Annotated in this window: 22 protein-coding genes and 1 pseudogene; all 23 read right to left on the bottom strand. The window is 39.5% G+C overall.

What is annotated here, in order from left to right:
* Positions 1–79: 79 nt before the first annotated feature.
* Positions 80–925 (bottom strand): TlyA family RNA methyltransferase, encoded by an 846-nt coding sequence (locus tag HOO54_RS13620; RefSeq protein ID WP_172296117.1) that lies wholly within the window; start codon positions 923–925, stop codon positions 80–82.
* Entirely contained in the window at positions 922–2,823 is a 1,902-nt protein-coding gene (gene dxs, locus HOO54_RS13625; protein WP_172296119.1) for a 1-deoxy-D-xylulose-5-phosphate synthase, read from the bottom strand. The genes HOO54_RS13620 and dxs overlap by 4 nt, the downstream gene beginning before the upstream one ends.
* Positions 2,824–3,015: 192 nt before the next feature.
* The gene (locus HOO54_RS13630; protein WP_172296121.1) at positions 3,016–3,906 is read right to left on the bottom strand and encodes a polyprenyl synthetase family protein; all 891 of its coding nucleotides are present in this window, start codon (positions 3,904–3,906) and stop codon (positions 3,016–3,018) included.
* The gene (locus tag HOO54_RS13635; RefSeq protein WP_172296123.1) at positions 3,896–4,153 is read right to left on the bottom strand and encodes an exodeoxyribonuclease VII small subunit; all 258 of its coding nucleotides are present in this window, start codon (positions 4,151–4,153) and stop codon (positions 3,896–3,898) included. The genes HOO54_RS13630 and HOO54_RS13635 overlap by 11 nt, the downstream gene beginning before the upstream one ends.
* Complete coding sequence (xseA, locus tag HOO54_RS13640; RefSeq protein WP_172296125.1) at positions 4,146–5,495, bottom strand: exodeoxyribonuclease VII large subunit; 1,350 nt, start codon at positions 5,493–5,495, stop codon at positions 4,146–4,148. The genes HOO54_RS13635 and xseA overlap by 8 nt, the downstream gene beginning before the upstream one ends.
* 72 nt (positions 5,496–5,567) lie before the next feature.
* Positions 5,568–6,416, bottom strand: coding sequence for a bifunctional methylenetetrahydrofolate dehydrogenase/methenyltetrahydrofolate cyclohydrolase FolD (gene folD / locus HOO54_RS13645; protein ID WP_172296127.1), 849 nt, complete (start codon positions 6,414–6,416; stop codon positions 5,568–5,570).
* A gap of 16 nt (positions 6,417–6,432) precedes the next feature.
* Positions 6,433–6,822, bottom strand: coding sequence for a transcription antitermination factor NusB (nusB, locus tag HOO54_RS13650; protein WP_172296129.1), 390 nt, complete (start codon positions 6,820–6,822; stop codon positions 6,433–6,435).
* Between the two features lie 206 nt (positions 6,823–7,028).
* Positions 7,029–7,412 (bottom strand): Asp23/Gls24 family envelope stress response protein, encoded by a 384-nt coding sequence (locus tag HOO54_RS13655; RefSeq protein ID WP_172299551.1) that lies wholly within the window; start codon positions 7,410–7,412, stop codon positions 7,029–7,031.
* A 47-nt stretch (positions 7,413–7,459) separates the two neighbouring features.
* Positions 7,460–8,812, bottom strand: a complete 1,353-nt coding sequence (accC, locus tag HOO54_RS13660; RefSeq protein WP_172296131.1) for an acetyl-CoA carboxylase biotin carboxylase subunit — start codon at positions 8,810–8,812, stop codon at positions 7,460–7,462.
* A gap of 11 nt (positions 8,813–8,823) precedes the next feature.
* Complete coding sequence (accB, locus tag HOO54_RS13665) at positions 8,824–9,306, bottom strand: acetyl-CoA carboxylase biotin carboxyl carrier protein (RefSeq protein ID WP_172296133.1); 483 nt, start codon at positions 9,304–9,306, stop codon at positions 8,824–8,826.
* 197 nt (positions 9,307–9,503) lie between these two features.
* Positions 9,504–10,029: pseudogene (gene tnpA, locus HOO54_RS13670) on the bottom strand (IS200/IS605 family transposase).
* Positions 10,030–10,200: 171 nt separating this feature from the next.
* Positions 10,201–10,824: a SpoIIIAH-like family protein gene (locus HOO54_RS13675; protein WP_172299553.1), complete on the bottom strand. Its 624-nt coding sequence runs from the start codon at positions 10,822–10,824 to the stop codon at positions 10,201–10,203.
* Positions 10,825–10,827: 3 nt separating this feature from the next.
* A complete protein-coding gene (gene spoIIIAG, locus HOO54_RS13680; RefSeq protein ID WP_172296135.1) occupies positions 10,828–11,505 on the bottom strand; it encodes a stage III sporulation protein AG in 678 nt (225 codons plus the stop codon).
* Positions 11,468–12,127, bottom strand: coding sequence for a stage III sporulation protein AF (gene spoIIIAF / locus HOO54_RS13685; RefSeq protein ID WP_172296137.1), 660 nt, complete (start codon positions 12,125–12,127; stop codon positions 11,468–11,470). The genes spoIIIAG and spoIIIAF overlap by 38 nt, the downstream gene beginning before the upstream one ends.
* A gap of 11 nt (positions 12,128–12,138) precedes the next feature.
* Positions 12,139–13,338 carry a stage III sporulation protein AE gene (spoIIIAE, locus tag HOO54_RS13690; protein WP_172296139.1) on the bottom strand — a complete coding sequence of 400 codons (1,200 nt, stop codon included), beginning with the start codon at positions 13,336–13,338 and terminating at the stop codon, positions 12,139–12,141.
* A gap of 20 nt (positions 13,339–13,358) precedes the next feature.
* On the bottom strand, positions 13,359–13,760 hold the full coding sequence (gene spoIIIAD, locus HOO54_RS13695; RefSeq protein ID WP_172296141.1) for a stage III sporulation protein AD: 402 nt from the start codon (positions 13,758–13,760) through the stop codon (positions 13,359–13,361).
* 7 nt (positions 13,761–13,767) lie between these two features.
* Positions 13,768–13,974: a stage III sporulation protein AC gene (gene spoIIIAC / locus HOO54_RS13700; RefSeq protein WP_172296143.1), complete on the bottom strand. Its 207-nt coding sequence runs from the start codon at positions 13,972–13,974 to the stop codon at positions 13,768–13,770.
* 20 nt (positions 13,975–13,994) lie between these two features.
* Entirely contained in the window at positions 13,995–14,510 is a 516-nt protein-coding gene (gene spoIIIAB / locus HOO54_RS13705) for a stage III sporulation protein SpoIIIAB (RefSeq protein WP_172296145.1), read from the bottom strand.
* On the bottom strand, positions 14,504–15,427 hold the full coding sequence (spoIIIAA, locus tag HOO54_RS13710) for a stage III sporulation protein AA (RefSeq protein ID WP_172296147.1): 924 nt from the start codon (positions 15,425–15,427) through the stop codon (positions 14,504–14,506). Before spoIIIAA ends, spoIIIAB begins: the two co-directional genes overlap by 7 nt.
* Positions 15,428–15,512: 85 nt before the next feature.
* Positions 15,513–15,794 (bottom strand): YqhV family protein, encoded by a 282-nt coding sequence (locus HOO54_RS13715; protein ID WP_172296149.1) that lies wholly within the window; start codon positions 15,792–15,794, stop codon positions 15,513–15,515.
* 285 nt (positions 15,795–16,079) lie between these two features.
* Entirely contained in the window at positions 16,080–16,637 is a 558-nt protein-coding gene (gene efp / locus HOO54_RS13720; protein WP_172296151.1) for an elongation factor P, read from the bottom strand.
* 36 nt (positions 16,638–16,673) lie between these two features.
* Positions 16,674–17,738 (bottom strand): M24 family metallopeptidase, encoded by a 1,065-nt coding sequence (locus tag HOO54_RS13725; RefSeq protein WP_172296153.1) that lies wholly within the window; start codon positions 17,736–17,738, stop codon positions 16,674–16,676.
* Positions 17,739–17,919: 181 nt separating this feature from the next.
* Positions 17,920–18,456: a YqhR family membrane protein gene (locus HOO54_RS13730; RefSeq protein WP_172296166.1), complete on the bottom strand. Its 537-nt coding sequence runs from the start codon at positions 18,454–18,456 to the stop codon at positions 17,920–17,922.
* Positions 18,457–18,560: the final 104 nt, after the last annotated feature.

Genomic DNA, 18,560 nt, shown 5'->3' on the forward strand with positions numbered 1-18,560 from the left:
TGTATGTTTATACAGTTATGTTATATGATTTTGACGAAAAAGTACACGCATATAGTAAAAAAGGAATAATAGCCGGCTATCATTCCTTTTCATCCGATTTCTTTGCTTTTAATGTTCTATGGGCTTCTTCAACAATTTGACTGATTTTATCCTCTGTTATCGGTGAACCAGATTGATCTTTTCCACTCCATCTTAAATGAAGCAGAAATTCGATATTTCCGTCACCGCCTGTAATCGGAGAAAACGATGCATCTTGACAATGATACCCTTGTTTTGCGGCAAATTGGTTGATATCGTTCAAAACATGACGATGAACGATAGGATCGCGAACAATTCCTTTTTTTCCGACCAACTCACGTCCGGCTTCAAATTGAGGTTTAACGAGCACAACGCAATCACTGCCTGGTACTAAGAGCTTTTTAAGCACTGGCAATATCATTTTTAACGAAATAAATGATACATCAATCGTTGCAAACTCTGGCATTCCCTCTGTGAAATCAGCGGGGGTGCAGTAGCGGAAATTAGTGCGTTCCATGACGATGACGCGTTCATCTTGGCGCAACTTCCAAGCAAGCTGATTATAGCCTACATCAACCGCATAAGAACGGGCAGCCCCATTTTGCAGAGCACAGTCTGTAAAACCACCGGTTGATGAGCCAATATCAATCATCAATTTTCCCTGAAGTGAAAGCTGAAACTCTTTTAATGCCTTTTCAAGCTTCAATCCGCCCCTACTGACATATTTTAATTGGTTTCCTTTAATGGTCAACGGGATTAAGCGGTCGACCTTCTCTCCCGGCTTGTCTAACCGGTTTTCATTTGTATAAACAATCCCAGCCATAATGGCTCTTTTTGCTTTTTCTCTTGTCTCAATTAATCCTCTTTCTACTAGTAATACATCGAGCCGTTCTTTTTTCACTGTCATGATCCAATTCCTTTATGAGTCTTTACTGGTGTTAACATTCTTATGCGTTTGATTACATTCTCTTTTGTTAGACCGATTTCTTCAAGAAGGCATGTAACACTGCCGTGTTCAATAAATCGATCAGGGATTCCCATCCGGTCAATCATTGGGCTATAGGACTGGTGATCATGAGCAAACTCAAGAATTGCGCTCCCAAATCCTCCTTGTAGTACAGCCTCTTCAATCGTTAAAATGGGCAGACCTTCGTTCAGGATACTTTGCAACATCTCTTCATCAAATGGTTTGATAAAACGAGCATTTACTACCCTGACCGAGCGTCCTTCTTTTTGAAGCTCTTCAGCCGCACTAAGCGCCATTGGAATGGTTGTGCCAAACGTCAAGATAACTGCATCTGTACCAGATTTCAAAACCTCCCATGTTCCAATTGGAATGGTTTTTAAATCTTTATCCAGCCTAACACCTAGTCCGTTTCCTCGTGGAAAACGCATAGCGATTGGACCATCGTCATAGTGTATTGCCGTATTGACCATGTGTTGACCTTCATTTTCATCTTTAGGCATCATGAATACCAAATTCGGAATATGTCGCAAAAAAGCAATATCAAATACACCTTGATGTGTTTCACCATCAGCTCCGACAAGACCTGCTCGATCAATCCCGATAAAAACGTTTAAATTTTGCCGGCAAATATCATGAACAACTTGATCGTATGCACGTTGCAAAAATGTTGAATAAATGGCAAGAAACGGTTTCATGTTTTGTGTTGCAAGACCGGCCGCCATCGTAGCAGCATGCTGTTCTGCAATCCCGACATCAATCATTCGATCCGGAAATTCTCTCGCGAACCCTTCAAGTTTTGAACCGACAGGCATGGCCGGGGTAATTGCCACGATTCGTTTGTCTTCACGAGCCAGCCGACGAACGGTTTCACTCACAAGTGCACTCCAAGACGGAGCAGCTGCCGTTGGTTTCACGAAATCTCCTGTATCGATCTTATAAGGACCTGTACCATGCCATGTTCCAATTTTATCGGATTCCGCAGGCTTGTAGCCCTTTCCTTTTTTCGTAATGACATGAAGAAGAACAGGACCTTTCGTTTTTTTGGCGTACTGCATATTTTCAAACAGCTCTTCATAGGAATGACCGTCTACAGGCCCTAAATATGTGAAGCCGAGTTCTTCAAAGAACATACCTGATACTAAAAGATATTTCAAACTGTCTTTAATACGTTCTGCTGTGGCTGCAAGTTTCCCACCTACAGCTGGTATTCGTTTGAAAAGATATTCGAGCTCGTCTTTCACCCATTGGTATTTTCCTGCTGTACGCAATCTTCCAAGCATGGTATGAATTGCACCAACATTTGGAGCGATACTCATTTCATTGTCATTTAAAATGACGATCATATCTTTTTGTTCATGACCGATGTGATTTAATGCTTCCAGTGCCATACCGCCAGTAAGTGCGCCATCACCAATGATTGGTATAATATACTCGTTTGTCCCTTTTAAATCTCTTGCAACTGCCATTCCCATTGCTCCGGAAAGCGAAGTCGAGCTATGCCCCGTTTCCCAAATATCGTGTTCGCTTTCATTCCGCTTCGGAAATCCGCACAATCCCTTATGCTGACGGAGTGTCTCAAAATCTTTGCCGCGGCCTGTCAAGAGCTTGTGCACATATGATTGATGACCGACATCCCACAAAAGTTTATCCTTCGGACTATTAAATTCTTTATGCAGTGCAATGGTAAGCTCAACCACACCGAGGTTAGGTCCGATATGCCCTCCTGATTTAGAAAGCGTTTCAACTAGAAAATGGCGAATCTCAGCACTCAAGCTTCTCAGTTCTTGATTTGAAAGGTTTTTTAAAAAGGTTGGGTCTTTTATAGATAATAGATCCAATTGGATCAACTCACTTTCAGCATGATTTCTGCAAGTATGCGCTTTGCTAAAGTTGTTTTTAGATCAATGAGCGCAAATATAAAATCCTGAAAAAACCGCCGCTAACACTTCGTGATAACGGCGCGTTGTTTTAAGATTTAACTGTCTATATTTTATCATAATCAGCTTTTTATTCAAATGCGAAGCACGCGTTTAATGGTCTCTATCTGCAATCATATCACAAAACTCACAAAGCAGATCTTTTTCTAAAGAAAGTTGTGAGATGATTTGCTTGGCTTTTTGAATGTGTTCAATGAGCTTTTGTTTAGCCCCCTCCAAAGACAGAAGCGATGGATAGGTTGATTTTCCATTTGTCATATCAGAACCAGTCCGCTTACCAATTATCGCTTCTGAGCCTTCAAGGTCTAAAATATCATCTCTAATTTGGAAAGCAACCCCAATATGGTAGCTGAATTCTCGAAGTTTTTCTATTTCTTTTGAAGGCGCATCTGCCAATATAGCCCCTGCTATCACGCTAAAGCTAAGTAACTTAGCTGTTTTCCCTTCATGAACAGATTGCAATTCTTCTAATGAAATCTGTCTTGATTCAGCTTCCATATCTAAAATTTGTCCACCAACCATACCTTCTGCACCTGCTGCTGAAATCAGTTCATTGACTAGTTTGAGGCGTTTTTCAGCTGATACTTCAGGAGAAACGGATGTCGTGATCATCTTAAAGCTTTCCGTCAAGAGCGCATCCCCTGCAAGTACAGCTGTTGCTTCACCAAAGATTTTATGATTTGTCGGTTTACCTCTTCTTAGGTCATCATCATCCATACAAGGAAGATCATCATGGATCAGAGAATAGGTGTGGATCATCTCAACAGCACATCCGACCGGAATACCATCTTCTTCTTTTTTGCAATAAGCATGCAGAAGTGCAAGCACTAAAATTGGTCTCAGCCTTTTCCCACCCGCTTGCAATGAGTAAAGCATAGATTGTTTAAGGGTTGAAGGTGCTTGCAACTCTTGAATATATGAGAAAAGGCACTGTTCAATGACGGCTTTTCTCGTTTTTAAAAATTCGGCTAGCTTACTGTTCACCTTTGTCCTCCTCCCGAACACTAAAAGGAGCTAACTCACCATTTTCTCGTAAAATGTAGTCCATTTGTTTTTCCACATTTTGAAGCTTTTCATGGCACATTTTTGATAAAACCATGCCTTTCTGGAAATAATCGATCGCTTTTTCCAAAGGCACGTCCCCTTCTTCAAGTTTTGATACAATCTCTTCAAGACCTTTCATCGCCTCTTCAAATGTCATATCGTTTTGATCATTATTTTTTTCAGCCATTGTTCTCGCCCCTCTTTTGCCGCACACTACAGGTTAATGTGCCGTCCTTTAATTTCACCAAAATATCATCATTTTCTTGAACCTGTTCAATACTTTTAATCAGTTCGTTCTCTTTATATGTCAAACTATACCCTCTATTCATGACTTCAAGTGGGCTTAATGCATTTAACTTACCAAGAATCGTTTGAAACTGTGAATGAATTTGCTTAAGCTCAACATTCATATTTCGTTTCAACCGGTTTGTTTGCTCATGATGGCGTTTTCGCGCCTGTCTTAGCTGTTCTTGGGGATGAAGCATCTCAAGTTTATATGTTTGTTCATTCAGTTTCTGATTTTTCCGGTCTAAAGTCAATGCTAACTGTCTTTGAAAATGACCAAATGCAATGTCAAATTCTTGTTCTTTTTGAGCATAAAGCCTTTTTGGATACCGGAAAGCGTAAGAACTTTGAAGGGTGTTGAGGCGCTCCTGTTGTTTTTTAAAGGCTTGTTGCATCATATTCGTTATTCTGGCTTCAAATGTTTTTAATCGCTCCATTAGGTCAAGGATATTGGGTACTGCCAGTTCAGCGGCCCCTGTCGGAGTAGCCGCTCGCAAATCAGCAGTTAGATCACTGATTGTAAAGTCTGTCTCATGACCGACAGCAGAAATAATCGGAATATCAGAAGAAAAGATAGCTCTAGCAACAATCTCTTCATTAAATGCCCACAGTTCTTCAATCGATCCTCCGCCACGTCCGATAATTAATAGATCACACAACTGTTTGCGATTGGCCTCCTCGATACTTTTGACAATCGACCGACTTGCGTTGTCTCCTTGTACAAGGGTTGGGAGGACAATTACTTTTACGAGAGGGTATCTTCTTTTAATGGTGGTGATGACATCCCGTACAGCCGCTCCCGTAGGTGAAGTCACTACACCAATGGTAGATGGAAAAGCAGGAATGGGCTTTTTATATTGTTCATCAAATAATCCTTCTTTTGAAAGCTTTTTCTTTAGTTCTTCGTATGCCAAATACAACGCACCAATTCCATCAGGTTGCATTTCTTTGGCATAGAGTTGATAATGACCACTCGGTTCATATACCGAAATCCCGCCTCTAACCAAAACCTTCATTCCATCTTCCGGCGTAAAGCCAAGATTTTGATTCTGTCTAGCAAACATTATCGCCTGGATGCGAGCGTTATCGTCTTTTAGTGTAAAATAAATATGCCCCCTGCTATGTATTTTAACATTTGATAGTTCTCCTTTAATCCAAATGTCATCAAGATGGGGGTCTACATCAAATTTACGTTTAATATACTTTGTCAAAGCTGTGACCGTGACAAATGAAACTTCGCTCATGTACAGTCTCCTTTCTCGCCAAACAGACTGAACGTTCATTCGGCAATTACTCACGAATGAACGTCTTAGTGGTTAAATAAATCGTTTTGCAGATTTAACCGTATTATGGGCGAGCATCGTAATCGTCATCGGACCGACACCACCTGGGACTGGTGTGATATAAGAAGCTTTTTCTTTCACCTCTTCAAACGCCACATCTCCAGCTAGCTTACCGTTTTCAAGCCGGTTGACACCGACATCGATCACAACTGCCCCTTCTTTTATTTGATCGGCTTGAATAAAATGCGCTTTACCCACTGCAACAATGAGAATATCGGCTTTTTTCGTATGAGCTGTGAGATCAGCTGTTCTTGAGTGACAATATGTAACGGTCGCATTTTCATTCAAAAGCAGCATTCCAACTGGTTTACCAACAATATGACTTCTGCCAACGACAACAACTTCTTTTCCTGACAAATCAATATTGGTTTTGTTTAACAATTCAATAATACCTGCAGGTGTGCAAGGCAGGAATGTCTCTTCACCAAGCAACATTTTCCCGATATTCAATGGGTGAAAACCGTCAACATCTTTATCAGGAGAGATTCTTTCAATCACCGCTTGTTCAGAAATATGATCTGGGAGAGGCAGCTGGACAAGAATCCCGTGAAAGTCGTCATTCTCGTTGTATTGGTCAATCACTGCCAGAAGCTCTTCTTCGGTGAAATGTTCGTCAAAATGGTCTAACTGAAAACGCATTCCCATATCCTCAGCTGCCTTCTTCTTCCCACGGACATATGAAAGAGAAGCAGGATCATCACCAATTAAAATAACGGCTAATCCCGGAGTCACTCCTTGTTTTTTTAGTTGTTCAACTTCCTTGGCCAACTGCCCACGTTTTTGTTTTGCTGTTTCTTTTCCATCGATGATGGTTGCTGTCATTTGCTCTCCTCCTAAATTATTCTAAGTCAGATTTAATGTTAGAAAGCATACCGTTAATAAACTTCGCCGATTTGTCATCTCCAAATTGTTTTGCAAGTTCAATCGCTTCATTCATAGAGACGCTTACTGGTATTTCATTTAAGAACATCATTTCATAAGCTGCAATCCGTAAAATAACACGATCTACATTGGCCAACCTTTCCAGTTTCCAATTGACAAGATGACGTGAAATCATTTCGTCGATTTTTGCTTGATGATCTAAAACTCCATAAACAAGCTGTTCGAAAAATGCATCACTTTCTTGGCTACCTAAGGCATGTTCCATCGCTTCCTTCGGTTCTATATGACTGACATCAATCTGGAATAGAGATTGTAAAGCCTTTTCTCTTGCTGCTCTTCTTTTCATTCTTTATATTTCTCCTTTAATCCTCTTTGCTGCTTCAGGCACAAAGAGATCATATCATATTTTTATGCTTTCCGCATGTGAATACAACCGAATAATAAAGATAAAACACTAAAAAATATTCGTGTTTTGCTCTAAATGATCAATCGAACATGAAAAAACCAAAGGGCCGACATTCCCCTTGGTTCTTCTGTAAAATAGTCGTCGTACTACATCTCTTGATCAATTGCTACTTCTTGTCCTTTTTGATCAAATTGAATGCCTACGATATGGACATTAATTTCATTAATAGAAAGAGAAGTCATGTTAAGGAGCGTCTGACGAATATTATCTTGAACCGTTTTAGCAATTTTCGGGATTGAAACACCAAATGATACCACGCAATATACATCAATTGTTATTCCCTCTTCAGACAAATCAACCTTAACACCTTTACCATGGTTTTTCTTTCCAAACCGTTCTACAACACCAGTTGCAAAATTACCTCTCATTTCGGCAATTCCATCGACTTCAGATGCAGCAATTCCAGAAATAACCTCAATCACTTCAGGCGCAATTTCCACTTTACCTAAATGATTTTCTTCCTGGCTCATTTCCAATAAACGATTGTCATTTTTCAATTCACTCACCTCCGTAAAAATTACGACCCCATCACATCAAATATTTCTAAAAACTTTGTATTAAATTCTCCGCTTACAAATGTTTCATGCTCCAATAATTTTAGATGGAAAGGGATTGTTGTGTGAATTCCCTCAATTACAAACTCGCTTAAAGCCCGCTTCATTCTTGAGATTGCTTCATCCCTAGTCTTTCCATATGTGATCACTTTGGCAATCATGCTGTCATAGTAAGGTGGAATCGTGTAACCTGGATAAACCGCTGAATCGATTCTAACACCTAGACCCCCTGGGGGAAGGTACATCTCGATCTTCCCTGCTGAAGGCATGAAATTTTTCTCAGGATTTTCCGCATTAATCCGACATTCCATCGCCCATCCGGTAAAGGTCACATCATTTTGGGAAAGGCTTAAGCTTTCCCCTGAAGCAACTTTGATTTGCTCTTTGATTAAGTCTACACCAGTCACCATCTCAGTAACTGGATGTTCAACCTGAATCCGAGTATTCATTTCCATAAAATAAAATTTTTGCTCACGATAGTCGTAAATAAATTCAACCGTTCCAGCACCTGTATATTGAACAGCTTCTGCCGCTTTAACAGCTGCTTGTCCCATCTGTTCTCTGATCTTCTCATCTAAAGCAGGTGAAGGGGTTTCTTCAAGTAGCTTTTGCAGCCTCCTTTGAATTGAACAATCCCGCTCACCAAGATGAATTGTGTTTCCATGTGTATCAGCAAGCACTTGAATTTCAACGTGTCTGAAATCTTCTATATATTTCTCAATGTACACACCTGGATTTCCAAATGCTGTGGCAGCCTCTTGTTGTGTGATCTTAATGCCGTTGATCAATTCTTCTTCCGTACGGGCGATACGGATGCCTTTTCCACCACCGCCTGCTGTTGCCTTTATAATTACAGGATACCCAATATCACGTGCCAATGAAACCGCATCTTCGATTTCTTCGATAATCCCTTTAGATCCTGGTACAATCGGGACACCGGCCGCTTTCATCGTCTCTCTTGCAACATCTTTCGTTCCCATTTTTGAGATGGCTTCTGCTGTCGGACCGACGAAAGTTACATTTACTTGTTCGCAAAGCTCAGCAAAATCGGCATTTTCAGCTAAGAAACCATAACCAGGGTGAATCGCGTCTGCTCCAGTCATCTTAGCAACACTCACAATATTGGTAATATTTAAGTAGCTGTCTTTTGAGAACTTCGGACCGATGCAAAATGCTTCATCCGCCATCTGAACATGAAGTGCGTCTTTATCTGCTTCTGAGTAGACCGCTACCGTATCAATGCCTAGCTCTTTACAAGATCTGATGATTCTAACGGCGATTTCTCCTCTGTTCGCAATTAATAGCTTTTTTATCATCTTAATACTCCTTACTCTGCTTTTACTAAAAATAAAGGTTGTCCATATTCTACAAGCTGACCGTTTTCCACTAGAACTTCAACAATTTCGCCTTTCACTTCAGCTTCAATTTCATTGAACAGCTTCATCGCTTCCACAATGCAGACAACCGTAGATTCACTTATTTTTGAACCTATCGTTACATATGGATCAGCATCAGGTGAAGATGATGCATAAAAGGTTCCAACCATTGGAGATGTGATTTTATGTAGGTTTTCATGTGCACTTGCCGCTTCCTGGTTGACTGGTTTTTCCTGAACAGGAGACTGCTGTACTTGAGCTTGTACAGGAGAAGCTTGTGTAGAGACAACTGGCGCTTCTTGAACCATCTGAACAGGCTGATTAATTCGCTTTTTAAGCTCTATTTTTGTTCCTTCATTTTCATATGTAAATTCATCTATTGACGATTCATCAATTAATTTAATCAGTTGTCTTATTTCATCAATGTTTAACATGCTATCGCACTCCTAATGAATAAATTTTTCATTATTAGTTAGTACTAAAAGTACATACTATATTCATCTTACAGGAGTAGGAGAGTGAATTCAACTACAAGATGACAGCTCTCTCTCTCGGCATTCATTTCATGAATCAAAGGGGCTGTTCTGAAAGTCGTGTGGATGAATAAAAATTGGGGAATTTGCTCGCTGATTTATGTTGAAAAAGGACTTTTTAGACAGCTCCTTGCTCTGCGGCTGAAAGCCTCTGTTACCGGCCTCGGCCTAAAAGGCCCGCTGAAAAGGTTAGTAAATGGGTCATATTCTTCAAACAATGTTTGATCTGCTATATAGTCATCTTTTAGCTGATTTCTAATATATTCTTGTATTTGTTTCTTATTTCTACCCACTGTATCTACATAGAAACCCCGACACCAAAATTTTCGATTCCCATATCGATATTTCAAGTTGGCATGTCGATCAAATATCATAAGACTACTTTTTCCTTTTAAGTAACCCATGAATTGAGATACACTTCATTTCGGCGGGATATGTACTAACATATGGATGTGATCTGGACAAGCATTTGCTTCATGGATGATCACACCTTTCCATTCACATAAATCTCTTATGATTTGCCTAATGCTCTTTTTATATTTTCCATAAATCATCTGTCTTCTGTACTTTGGGGCAAAAACTACGTGATACTTACAATTCCATTGTGTGTGATAAACTGTTCATGTCCTTCACGAGGGCATACCTCCTTCTATGGTGGGATGAAGTGATCGGGAAACCAACTTTATCCTACCATGAAGTGAGGTTTTTTTATGACCACGCTATAAGCTCTCTCGAACCCCCGGCATAGCCAAATCATTTTAAAAAAATCCCGCCTTTTCATGGCGGGAAATCTTTTTATTTTGCAGGTTCAAATGTGATCGCAACATCATTTAGTTTGTTCACTTCTTTTTTGACGATATCGATGATATCAATAGCTGCTGATTTTGAATGATCCTTTGATTTGACGGTAATATTTACTTTATCACCATCGGCATTAACCAAAGCATCTTCATATCCTTTTGTTTTAATAAGGGTTTCCAATGTTTTTTCTGTACCTTCCGCATCGCTTAACGCCGTCATTTTATCATAAGCTTCACTTTTTTCTTTTGCGGATGCTTTGTCACTCCTGACAATTTCGTTTAATTCTTCTCTCATTTTGCTGCGCTGATCTTCCATTTCCATCCGATAGGTTGTAAATAAATCTTTATCAGAAGATTCCTTTGTCACAACATTAGCATTTTGATCACTTTGTTCGTGAGCGGAAGTTTCTTTATCTTGTTTACCTTCAGGTTTGTCTTTTGATTCTATATCTTTTTCTTTAACAGGTTTCTCCTCTATCGGCTTTTCTTTTTCTGAAGCGACTTGTTCTTTATCAATGGAGACGGCATTTTCACCTTCAGGGGACATAATGTAGTAAACACTTAGCACAACAACGAGACTTAACATTGTAAGTAGCCAAACCGTTTGTTTTTTCAGCATCATTTATGAATCCTCCTTCATTTTTTTAGGGGCAACAGCGACACGATGGCTTGGAACATCAAGTACCCTTGTCACCGCTTCAATAATAGTCTTTTTTATTTGAACGTTGTCCACTCCTTGAGCGACAACGAGTACACCTCTAATATCAGGCTTTTTCGTCTGAACAATAACTGGAGTTTCCGTCTCGCCATTTTTGATGATGACGATCTCTTCATCGGAATTGTGTTCTGAGACGGTTCGTTTACCACCTTGTTTATCCGTTTCATCTGTAGTTGTTTCTTGTGATTTTCGATTTTTTTCAAACACTTTCAATGATGTTGCATCAACATTGACAACAATTGATACATCCTCAACACCGATGATCGTTTCTAATATTTCTTTCAATTGATTCTCATACTCTTGTTCATAATCTTTAATAGAGTCCTTTGGTTTATCAGTTCCTGAAGGTTTAAATACTTCTTTTTCACGGCCAGCTTTAGAGCTGTCAGTTTGCGTTTTCGATGATGCTGGAAAAGCCGCTTGATCTTGAGAAGGCTCGGAAGAAAAGATTTGGCTTAAGAGCATGAAGGAAACACCTAGAACAAATAGAAGTAAAAAATAGTGATATTTTGTCAGTTTCGTTTTTCCCTCTTTTGGGAGCAAGTTACCGATCAGCTTGTCGATCCATGTTCTTTTGTTCATTGCCGCTTTGTTCCCCCCCTTCTATATGAACAGTAATCTTATCGGGGCTTATTTCCCAAATGTCTGCAAGCTGATGTTTTAATTTTTCAATCTCTTTTTCGTTTTGTTCGTGTTTGGATTGGTAACTTTCCTCTGTATCAATTTCAACAGGAGAAATAGCTTGGACAGTTTTTTGGGAAGCGGAATCCATAAAAACAGCGACTTTTATTTTTTCAAGAACATCCTTCTCTGACTTGACCTCACCAGCGGCTGAGAGTTTAACTTGATCTATTACATATTTGTCATGATTGAACAGCTCCTCTGCATTGTTTTTTAATTGGTCTGCCATCTGTTCTAAAATATATGCTTGTTGTGAAGCTTGTATTTCTTTTTTTTCTGAATTTAGCTGACTTTTTATTTTTTCTGGACGAACTTGTCCATTTTTGGTCAATTGTTCAAAAATAATATCTGGATCTGTGCGGAACAGTTTAAAGATTGGGTTTAAGATCACGACAATCAAGAGTAGGCTGATCACCATTTTTGCGTATTTTTTCATGCTCGAATTTGGCAAGAGCATATCGATAATCGTTGCAAGCAAGATAAACAAGATAATATTTGTCAGCCATTCTGTCAAAAATCCCACGACAGACCCCCCTACTTTATCATCATGGTCAGATTCCCTGCGGTAATGATCACAGTTAAACTTAGGAAAAACATGAGCGAAACGATAGCCATTGCCGCAAAAATATAGATCACGCTTTTGCTGATGACACCAAGACAGCTGATTACTGGGCCTCCTCCCAAAGGCTGCAAAACTGCGGCGGCCAGTTTGTAAATGAGAGCTAGTGAGAGCACTTTAATAGCCGGAAATGCCGCAATACATAATAAGATCGCCACTCCTAAAATCCCGACAGTATTTTTAAGCAAAAGGGACGCACTGATGACTGTATCTGTTGCTTCAGTAAACATTCGACCCAATACGGGAATGAAATTTCCCGTAATAAACTTTGCCGTCCTTAAAGCAATTCCGTCCGCTACTGCAGCTGAAGCCCCCTGAACAGAGATAACACCTAGAAATATTGTTAGAAACGCGGCAAGTGTGCCAATCGCAGCATTCCTTAGCAGTTGGGCAAGCTGTGTGACTTTATATTGTTCTGTCATCGTACTGACAATGCTCAGAATAGCTGATAAAAATAAAAGTGGGAGCACAACATACTGGATAAACAGACCGCTCGTATTCATTAAAAAGAGAATGACTGGATGGAAGAAAGCGGCTGAAGCAGCACCTCCAGATGTTGTCATAAGGGCAAGAAGCATCGGAATAAGTGCCAAGATAAAGCTGGTCATTGTTTGAATGGTTTGATTCGCATATGCGATCGCAACCTGAAAACTGTTTAAAGCCAAAATAATTAACACCATGTATACAATTGCATAAGCCACTTTACTTACCGTACTTTGTTGAAATGCATTTTGTAAAAGTTGTAATAGTGTACAAAATATTGTTAAAAGGATGAGCGTCCCCAGCAGTTTTCCATTCGTTAGTACTTCATGAAATAAGTAAGAAAAAAGGGCCTTGACCCATTCTTCTGGCGAAAAATGCTTATCTCCCTTAATAAATTCCAACAAACTCCCTTTTTGACTTTCTGGAAGATGCCCGCCATATTCAGTCATGATCTTATTCCAGAACTCTGAGACCCGATCGATTTCCAGTGAATCCATTTGTTTTTCTGCCATCATTTCTGCTGTTTTCCTAGCGGGTTCTACCGTTTCCCCATGATTTTCCGAAGCTTGTACATGTCGGGACCCGGTGCAAGCAATTCCAATGACAAACAGCCAGACTAGAGCACGCTTCACATTCAAAAATCCTCCTTTAATTAAGACATAGAAGGAATCAACTTAATGATGGTTTCAATAATGACAGTTAAGATTGGGATAGCCATAACTAATATGAGAATTTTGCCTGCCAGCTCAATTTTTGAGGCGATCGCTCCTTGTCCAGCATCTTTTGTTATCTGGGCGCCAAACTCAGCAATATAAGCAATTCCAATAATTTTCAGAATGGTTTCAACATATGTCATATTGATATTTGCGTTGGAGGCGATCTTCTCGATCATGCGAATGATGTGGTAGACTTGATCTACTAAAAATAAAAAAATAGCACAACCGGTAAACACGATGATCATAAAAGCAAATGTTGGTTTTTGCTCTTTGACAATCAGGCTGAGGAAGGTCGCAATCATTCCTAATCCAACGATTTGAACGATCTCAATGAGCAAGCCCCCCCTATCCCTGAAATAGAAAGACAGCTTTTATCTTTTGAAACAAATCATCAACGATGGTAGCGACCATGAATAAAATATAAATAAACCCCAGCAGTGTAACCCATTGAGCGTATTCTTTCTTACCCATTTGATCGAGAATGGTGTGAAGAAAAGCGACAACAATTCCCACGCCTGCTATTTGAAAAATAACATTTACGTCTACTCCCATTTCATGTGTGCTCCCCTCTTTTACATCAATAGAAGAATCAGTAATAACCCAGCTAAAAACCCGAGGCTTTTTACCATTTTTTCATTTTTTGCCTGAGCAAGATTTGCTTCGGCTTCTTCTGTTTTTAAATGAGTGATCGCCAATTTAATATGCTTTTGTTGAGAAATCAGATCATGCTTGCCAAGTGTTTCCCCAAACTGTTTTAAGATATCAATTTCTTTTTTTTTGAGTGCTGTTTCTGGCCACACCTTCCGCAAACTATCCTCCCAAGCTAAACCTGCTGTTGCTCTGCCTTCTTCAAGTTTTTCGGCAAAATCTACAAACAAGGAGGAAATGGGCTTTGCAAGCTGATTGGCAACATGTTTTGAGGCTAGGCATAGCGGTGTATGTCCATACATAATTTCAGCTTCTAGTGACTGCAAAGCGGCCAAAAGTTGACGGATTTGCTTCGGTCTTTCACTGAAAGGTTTGGCCATTTCAAAACCCATCCATGTGACCGTTACCAAAATAAATGCCGCCCCTAAAAGTTTCAGCATGATAAAACCTTCTCAGTGTTTCTCATTGGTTTACCTTCCCCGTTATAAATCCTGTTTAGGCTTCCAGGTCCGTTGTTTCTAGATAGTTCAACAACTCGCTGGAACACACCGTTTTCTAAAAGAACTTTCAATGAAGGTCTTTTTTGCAAATCGGAATATGTGAACGCATGAGCTGAAACAATCACTGACACACCGGCATGGATCGCTTCTAATAAAGCTTCAGCGTCTTCCATCTTGCCAATCTCATCTGCAATGATGACTTCCGGACTCATCGACCTGATCATCATCATTAACCCCTCAGCCTTTGGACAAGCATCAAGAATGTCAATACGATGACCAAATTGATACTGAGGTATTCCATCTACACAGCCGGCTATTTCTGATCTTTCATCAATAATCGCGACTTTTTTAGCCTGGATCTGTCCGCTTCCGGCGCTCATCAGTCTGGCAAGATCTCTAAGCAAGGTTGTTTTACCTGTTTGTGGTGGACCGATAATGAGCGTATTTAACCATACTTTGTTAAATAGATGCGGGACATACGGCTTTGCAATACCAATCTTTTCTTTGGCGATTCGAATATTAAATGACGAGATCTCTCTGATTCCCTTTACGACACCGTTTTCTAAAATGACCCTGCCGCAAAGCCCAACTCGATGTCCGCCTTTAATTGTGACATAACCTTTTTTTAGCTCCTCTTCAAGTGTGTACATACTGTAATTACCTAATCGGTTCAAAAGTATTGTTGTATCTTTTAGTGTTGCTTTATAATTCAAAAAATGAGGTTGCCCTTTGTTGATTAATTCCAGCGGACGACTTGTCCTGATTCGGATTTCTTCTATTTGGTCAACTTCTTGTTGACTAAGCCCACTAAGCGCTTGTTTAATCGTGTCAGGGAGAATCTCTATGATGCGATGCAAAAACACTCCCTCCTCTTTTTTTGCTATGTCTTTTATAAAAATGTATGTCCAAAGAAAGACTTTATGACAAGCCCTCTTTAGAAATCTATTTGTAGATTCCTGCAATAATGAAAACAACACCCGTAAAAATAAGAATAAGTTTCGCATATGAAAGCTGTCCTGCAATTTGATATATTCCAATCGTCATTGTGATGATAAAGATGATCGGTCCGACCATAGCAAGAACACTGTTTACGACAACTGCTTTTTTTACATCATTCACCAGCAACATGACAACAGCTGCTGTCAACTCGATTAAGGATGATAACATTCTTAACATTGCCATAGTTAAAACAGCTGGGTTGGCTTGTCCAAATAAAAACTTCATTTTGTAAACCTCCAGTATCACCTCGGCTTTTTTTACAATCTATGCTCTATCTAAAAAAAGTAGTCTTCTCATTTTTTTATAAAAGGTAAAATCAATAGATTGGGAAGGGGAAAATTGTTTACGACAGTTTCGCTCATGTTATCTGACTCTTTCTTGACGATCACAAATAACAGCTGACCATGTTCATGTTGTTGGTAGGGGTAGAAGGAGAGGCGGGATTGCTTACAAAAAAAACTGTCCTAAAGGTCAATTCCTATGACCTTTTAGAACAGTTTCCGATTTTTTCTATGCTCTTGATACATATGATCCGTCAGAAGTGTTGACAACGAGTGTATCTCCTTCGTTTACGAAGAACGGTACATTAACAACTAAACCTGTTTCTGTTTTTGCTGGTTTTGTACCACCTGAAGCTGTATCACCTTTAATGCCCGGTTCTGTTTCAACAACTTTCAGTTCAACAGTGTTCGGTAATTCAATTCCAATTGTTTCAGTCTGATACATGACGATATGAACAGACATGTTTTCTAGTAAAAATTTCAATTCTTCTTCAATTTGAGAAGCATTTAGTTCAAGCTGCTCATATGTCTCCGTATCCATAAAAACGTGTTGATCACCATTTGCATATAAATACTGCATTGTTTTTGTTTCAATTTGAGCCCGCGCCACTTTCTCACCCGCACGGAATGTTTTTTCCTGAACAGCCCCTGTGCGAAGATTTCTTAATTTTGAACGGACAAATGCCGCTCCCTTTCCTGGTTTGACATGTTGGAAGTCCATAACACGCCAAATCCCCCCGTCTACCTCTATCGTTAAACCTGTACGAAAATCGTTTACTGAAATCATGATTTGCTTATCCTCCTAAAATCCAATTCAAACTGATTATAAAATAATTAAGTGTTTTGCAGAGTGGGTAAGAGATTCATTCCCTTTGTCAGTCAGGACAATATCGTCCTCTATTCTAACACCACCCGTGCCGGGTATGTAGATTCCTGGTTCAACGGTTACAACCATGCCTCTTTCAAGGGTTTGGTCAGAACGAACTGAGAGTGCTGGACTTTCATGAACTTCCATACCAAGACCATGACCTGTAGAATGCCCAAAATAGTCACCATAACCTTTAGAAGTGATATGATCTCTTGTATAGGCATCAGCCTGCTTTCCACTGATACCTGGTTTAATATTCGTCATGCCGATCATTTGCGCTTCAAACACAATTTGATAAATGTTTTTCAGCTCATCACTTGGTTCCCCCACTGCAATTGTTCGGGTTATATCTGAGCAGTAACCTTTATAATAAGCCCCGAAATCCAAGGTTACAAAATCACCCTTTTCAACAATTTTGCTACTTGCCACTCCGTGAGGCAAGCTTGAACGAAGCCCTGATGCCACAATCATGTCAAATGATGAATGATCCGCTCCCTGACTTCTCATGTAAAACTCAAGTTCATTGGCAACTGAAATTTCTGTCATACCTGGCTTGATAACCGTTAAAATATGGCTGAATGCAGCATCTGCAATCTTTGCAGCTTCCTTTAATATCTTAATCTCTTCACTTGACTTAATCAAGCGTAACCTTTCCACAGATCTTGAAACCGGAATAAATTCAACTGCCCCAAGAGCATGCTTATAATTTGCATACATTCCATATGTCATTTTATCCTGTTCAAAACCGATTTTTTTCAATCCCATTTCTTTTATAACATCAACTGTTGTTGCACTCATACCTCCAGTATGTTCGATAATTTCAAAGCCGTTGACGACTTGTCTTTTAGCCTGCTCAGTATAACGGAAATCTGTGATAAAGACAGCTCTGTCCTCCGATATAACCGCAAGACCGGATGAACCGGTAAACCCGGTCATATACTGGAGGTTAACTTGACTTGTGACAAGGAGTCCTTCTATTCCGAGCCCGTAAAAAAGCTCTCTCAATTTCTTCAATTTCATTGTTGAATCCCCCTATTTATGGTTTTAGAAATAACAGAAAACCTCAGGCAGAACACAAATATTACTGTACATCTCCACAAATCATATCAAATCAACGTACCTAACCTCCCTTTTTTACAATATTCAATAAAAAAATGTCCACTTACAGTGAACATTTTATCATACAACACCTATCTCAACATTATTCTCTTGATTCACCGAAGACACGGGACAGTTTTTCTTCATTTAATTCATTGTATTCAAATGAAATAGAGTAGCCAACAAATAATCCGTACAATAAATAGATACACAATGTTGTAATAACAGTTTCCCGTTTTAGTTCGGGAACAGTCTGAACATCCGGAAACATCGGATTAAACAGATAAAACACAATGACCCACAAAATGGCTCCGTATACAACACCCATCCACATGCCTTTCACCTGTTTGAAAATGCTGTAATACAGCAGTGCAGCCCCAATAGATATAACCCCGATCAATAATATGCTAATGACCGTTCCAAGAAATTCACTTTTCCAGTCTCCGAGAATAAACAGCTGGAGAATCATATTAGGACTGACTTCTGAAAACTTCAAAAAATGTGCTAGCTCCCCTAAAGCACTCCAAAATACACCAGCGAAAAACCCAGTTGTAATGACTCTCCCACTAAAAGATGTAGGATTTTCCCGTTTATTTTGTTCTAATTCTTCATCTTTTTTCTTATTGTCTTCACTACTCATGTTATTTTGTTCACCTCCATCTCCATTATGTCCAAAAATGGTAGTGTCAAAAATAAACGTTTTAACAGATTTTCAATTCGATAAGTGTAAAAAATATGAAAACG

The sequence above is a fragment of the Bacillus sp. WMMC1349 genome, assembly GCF_013155385.1.
In the GTDB taxonomy this organism is placed as follows: domain Bacteria; phylum Bacillota; class Bacilli; order Bacillales; family Bacillaceae; genus Bacillus.

What these genes read in the sequence shown, in the direction of transcription:
- HOO54_RS13620 (WP_172296117.1), bottom strand. Translation starts at nt 925, where the DNA reads ATGACAGTGAAAAAAGAACGGCTCGATGTATTACTAGTAGAAAGAGGA.
- HOO54_RS13635 (WP_172296123.1), bottom strand. Translation starts at nt 4,153, where the DNA reads ATGGCTGAAAAAAATAATGATCAAAACGATATGACATTTGAAGAGGCG.
- folD (WP_172296127.1), bottom strand. Translation starts at nt 6,416, where the DNA reads ATGACAGCAACCATCATCGATGGAAAAGAAACAGCAAAACAAAAACGT.
- HOO54_RS13655 (WP_172299551.1), bottom strand. Translation starts at nt 7,412, where the DNA reads ATGAGCCAGGAAGAAAATCATTTAGGTAAAGTGGAAATTGCGCCTGAA.
- spoIIIAC (WP_172296143.1), bottom strand. Translation starts at nt 13,974, where the DNA reads ATGGGAGTAGACGTAAATGTTATTTTTCAAATAGCAGGCGTGGGAATT.
- spoIIIAG (WP_172296135.1), bottom strand. Translation starts at nt 11,505, where the DNA reads ATGAACAAAAGAACATGGATCGACAAGCTGATCGGTAACTTGCTCCCA.
- xseA (WP_172296125.1), bottom strand. Translation starts at nt 5,495, where the DNA reads ATGAGCGAAGTTTCATTTGTCACGGTCACAGCTTTGACAAAGTATATT.
- HOO54_RS13675 (WP_172299553.1), bottom strand. Translation starts at nt 10,824, where the DNA reads ATGCTGAAAAAACAAACGGTTTGGCTACTTACAATGTTAAGTCTCGTT.
- HOO54_RS13725 (WP_172296153.1), bottom strand. Translation starts at nt 17,738, where the DNA reads ATGAAATTGAAGAAATTGAGAGAGCTTTTTTACGGGCTCGGAATAGAA.
- accB (WP_172296133.1), bottom strand. Translation starts at nt 9,306, where the DNA reads ATGTTAAACATTGATGAAATAAGACAACTGATTAAATTAATTGATGAA.
- spoIIIAB (WP_172296145.1), bottom strand. Translation starts at nt 14,510, where the DNA reads ATGCTGAAACTTTTAGGGGCGGCATTTATTTTGGTAACGGTCACATGG.
- efp (WP_172296151.1), bottom strand. Translation starts at nt 16,637, where the DNA reads ATGATTTCAGTAAACGATTTTCGTACAGGTTTAACGATAGAGGTAGAC.
- nusB (WP_172296129.1), bottom strand. Translation starts at nt 6,822, where the DNA reads ATGAAAAGAAGAGCAGCAAGAGAAAAGGCTTTACAATCTCTATTCCAG.
- HOO54_RS13730 (WP_172296166.1), bottom strand. Translation starts at nt 18,456, where the DNA reads ATGAGTAGTGAAGACAATAAGAAAAAAGATGAAGAATTAGAACAAAAT.
- HOO54_RS13715 (WP_172296149.1), bottom strand. Translation starts at nt 15,794, where the DNA reads ATGAAGTTTTTATTTGGACAAGCCAACCCAGCTGTTTTAACTATGGCA.
- accC (WP_172296131.1), bottom strand. Translation starts at nt 8,812, where the DNA reads ATGATAAAAAAGCTATTAATTGCGAACAGAGGAGAAATCGCCGTTAGA.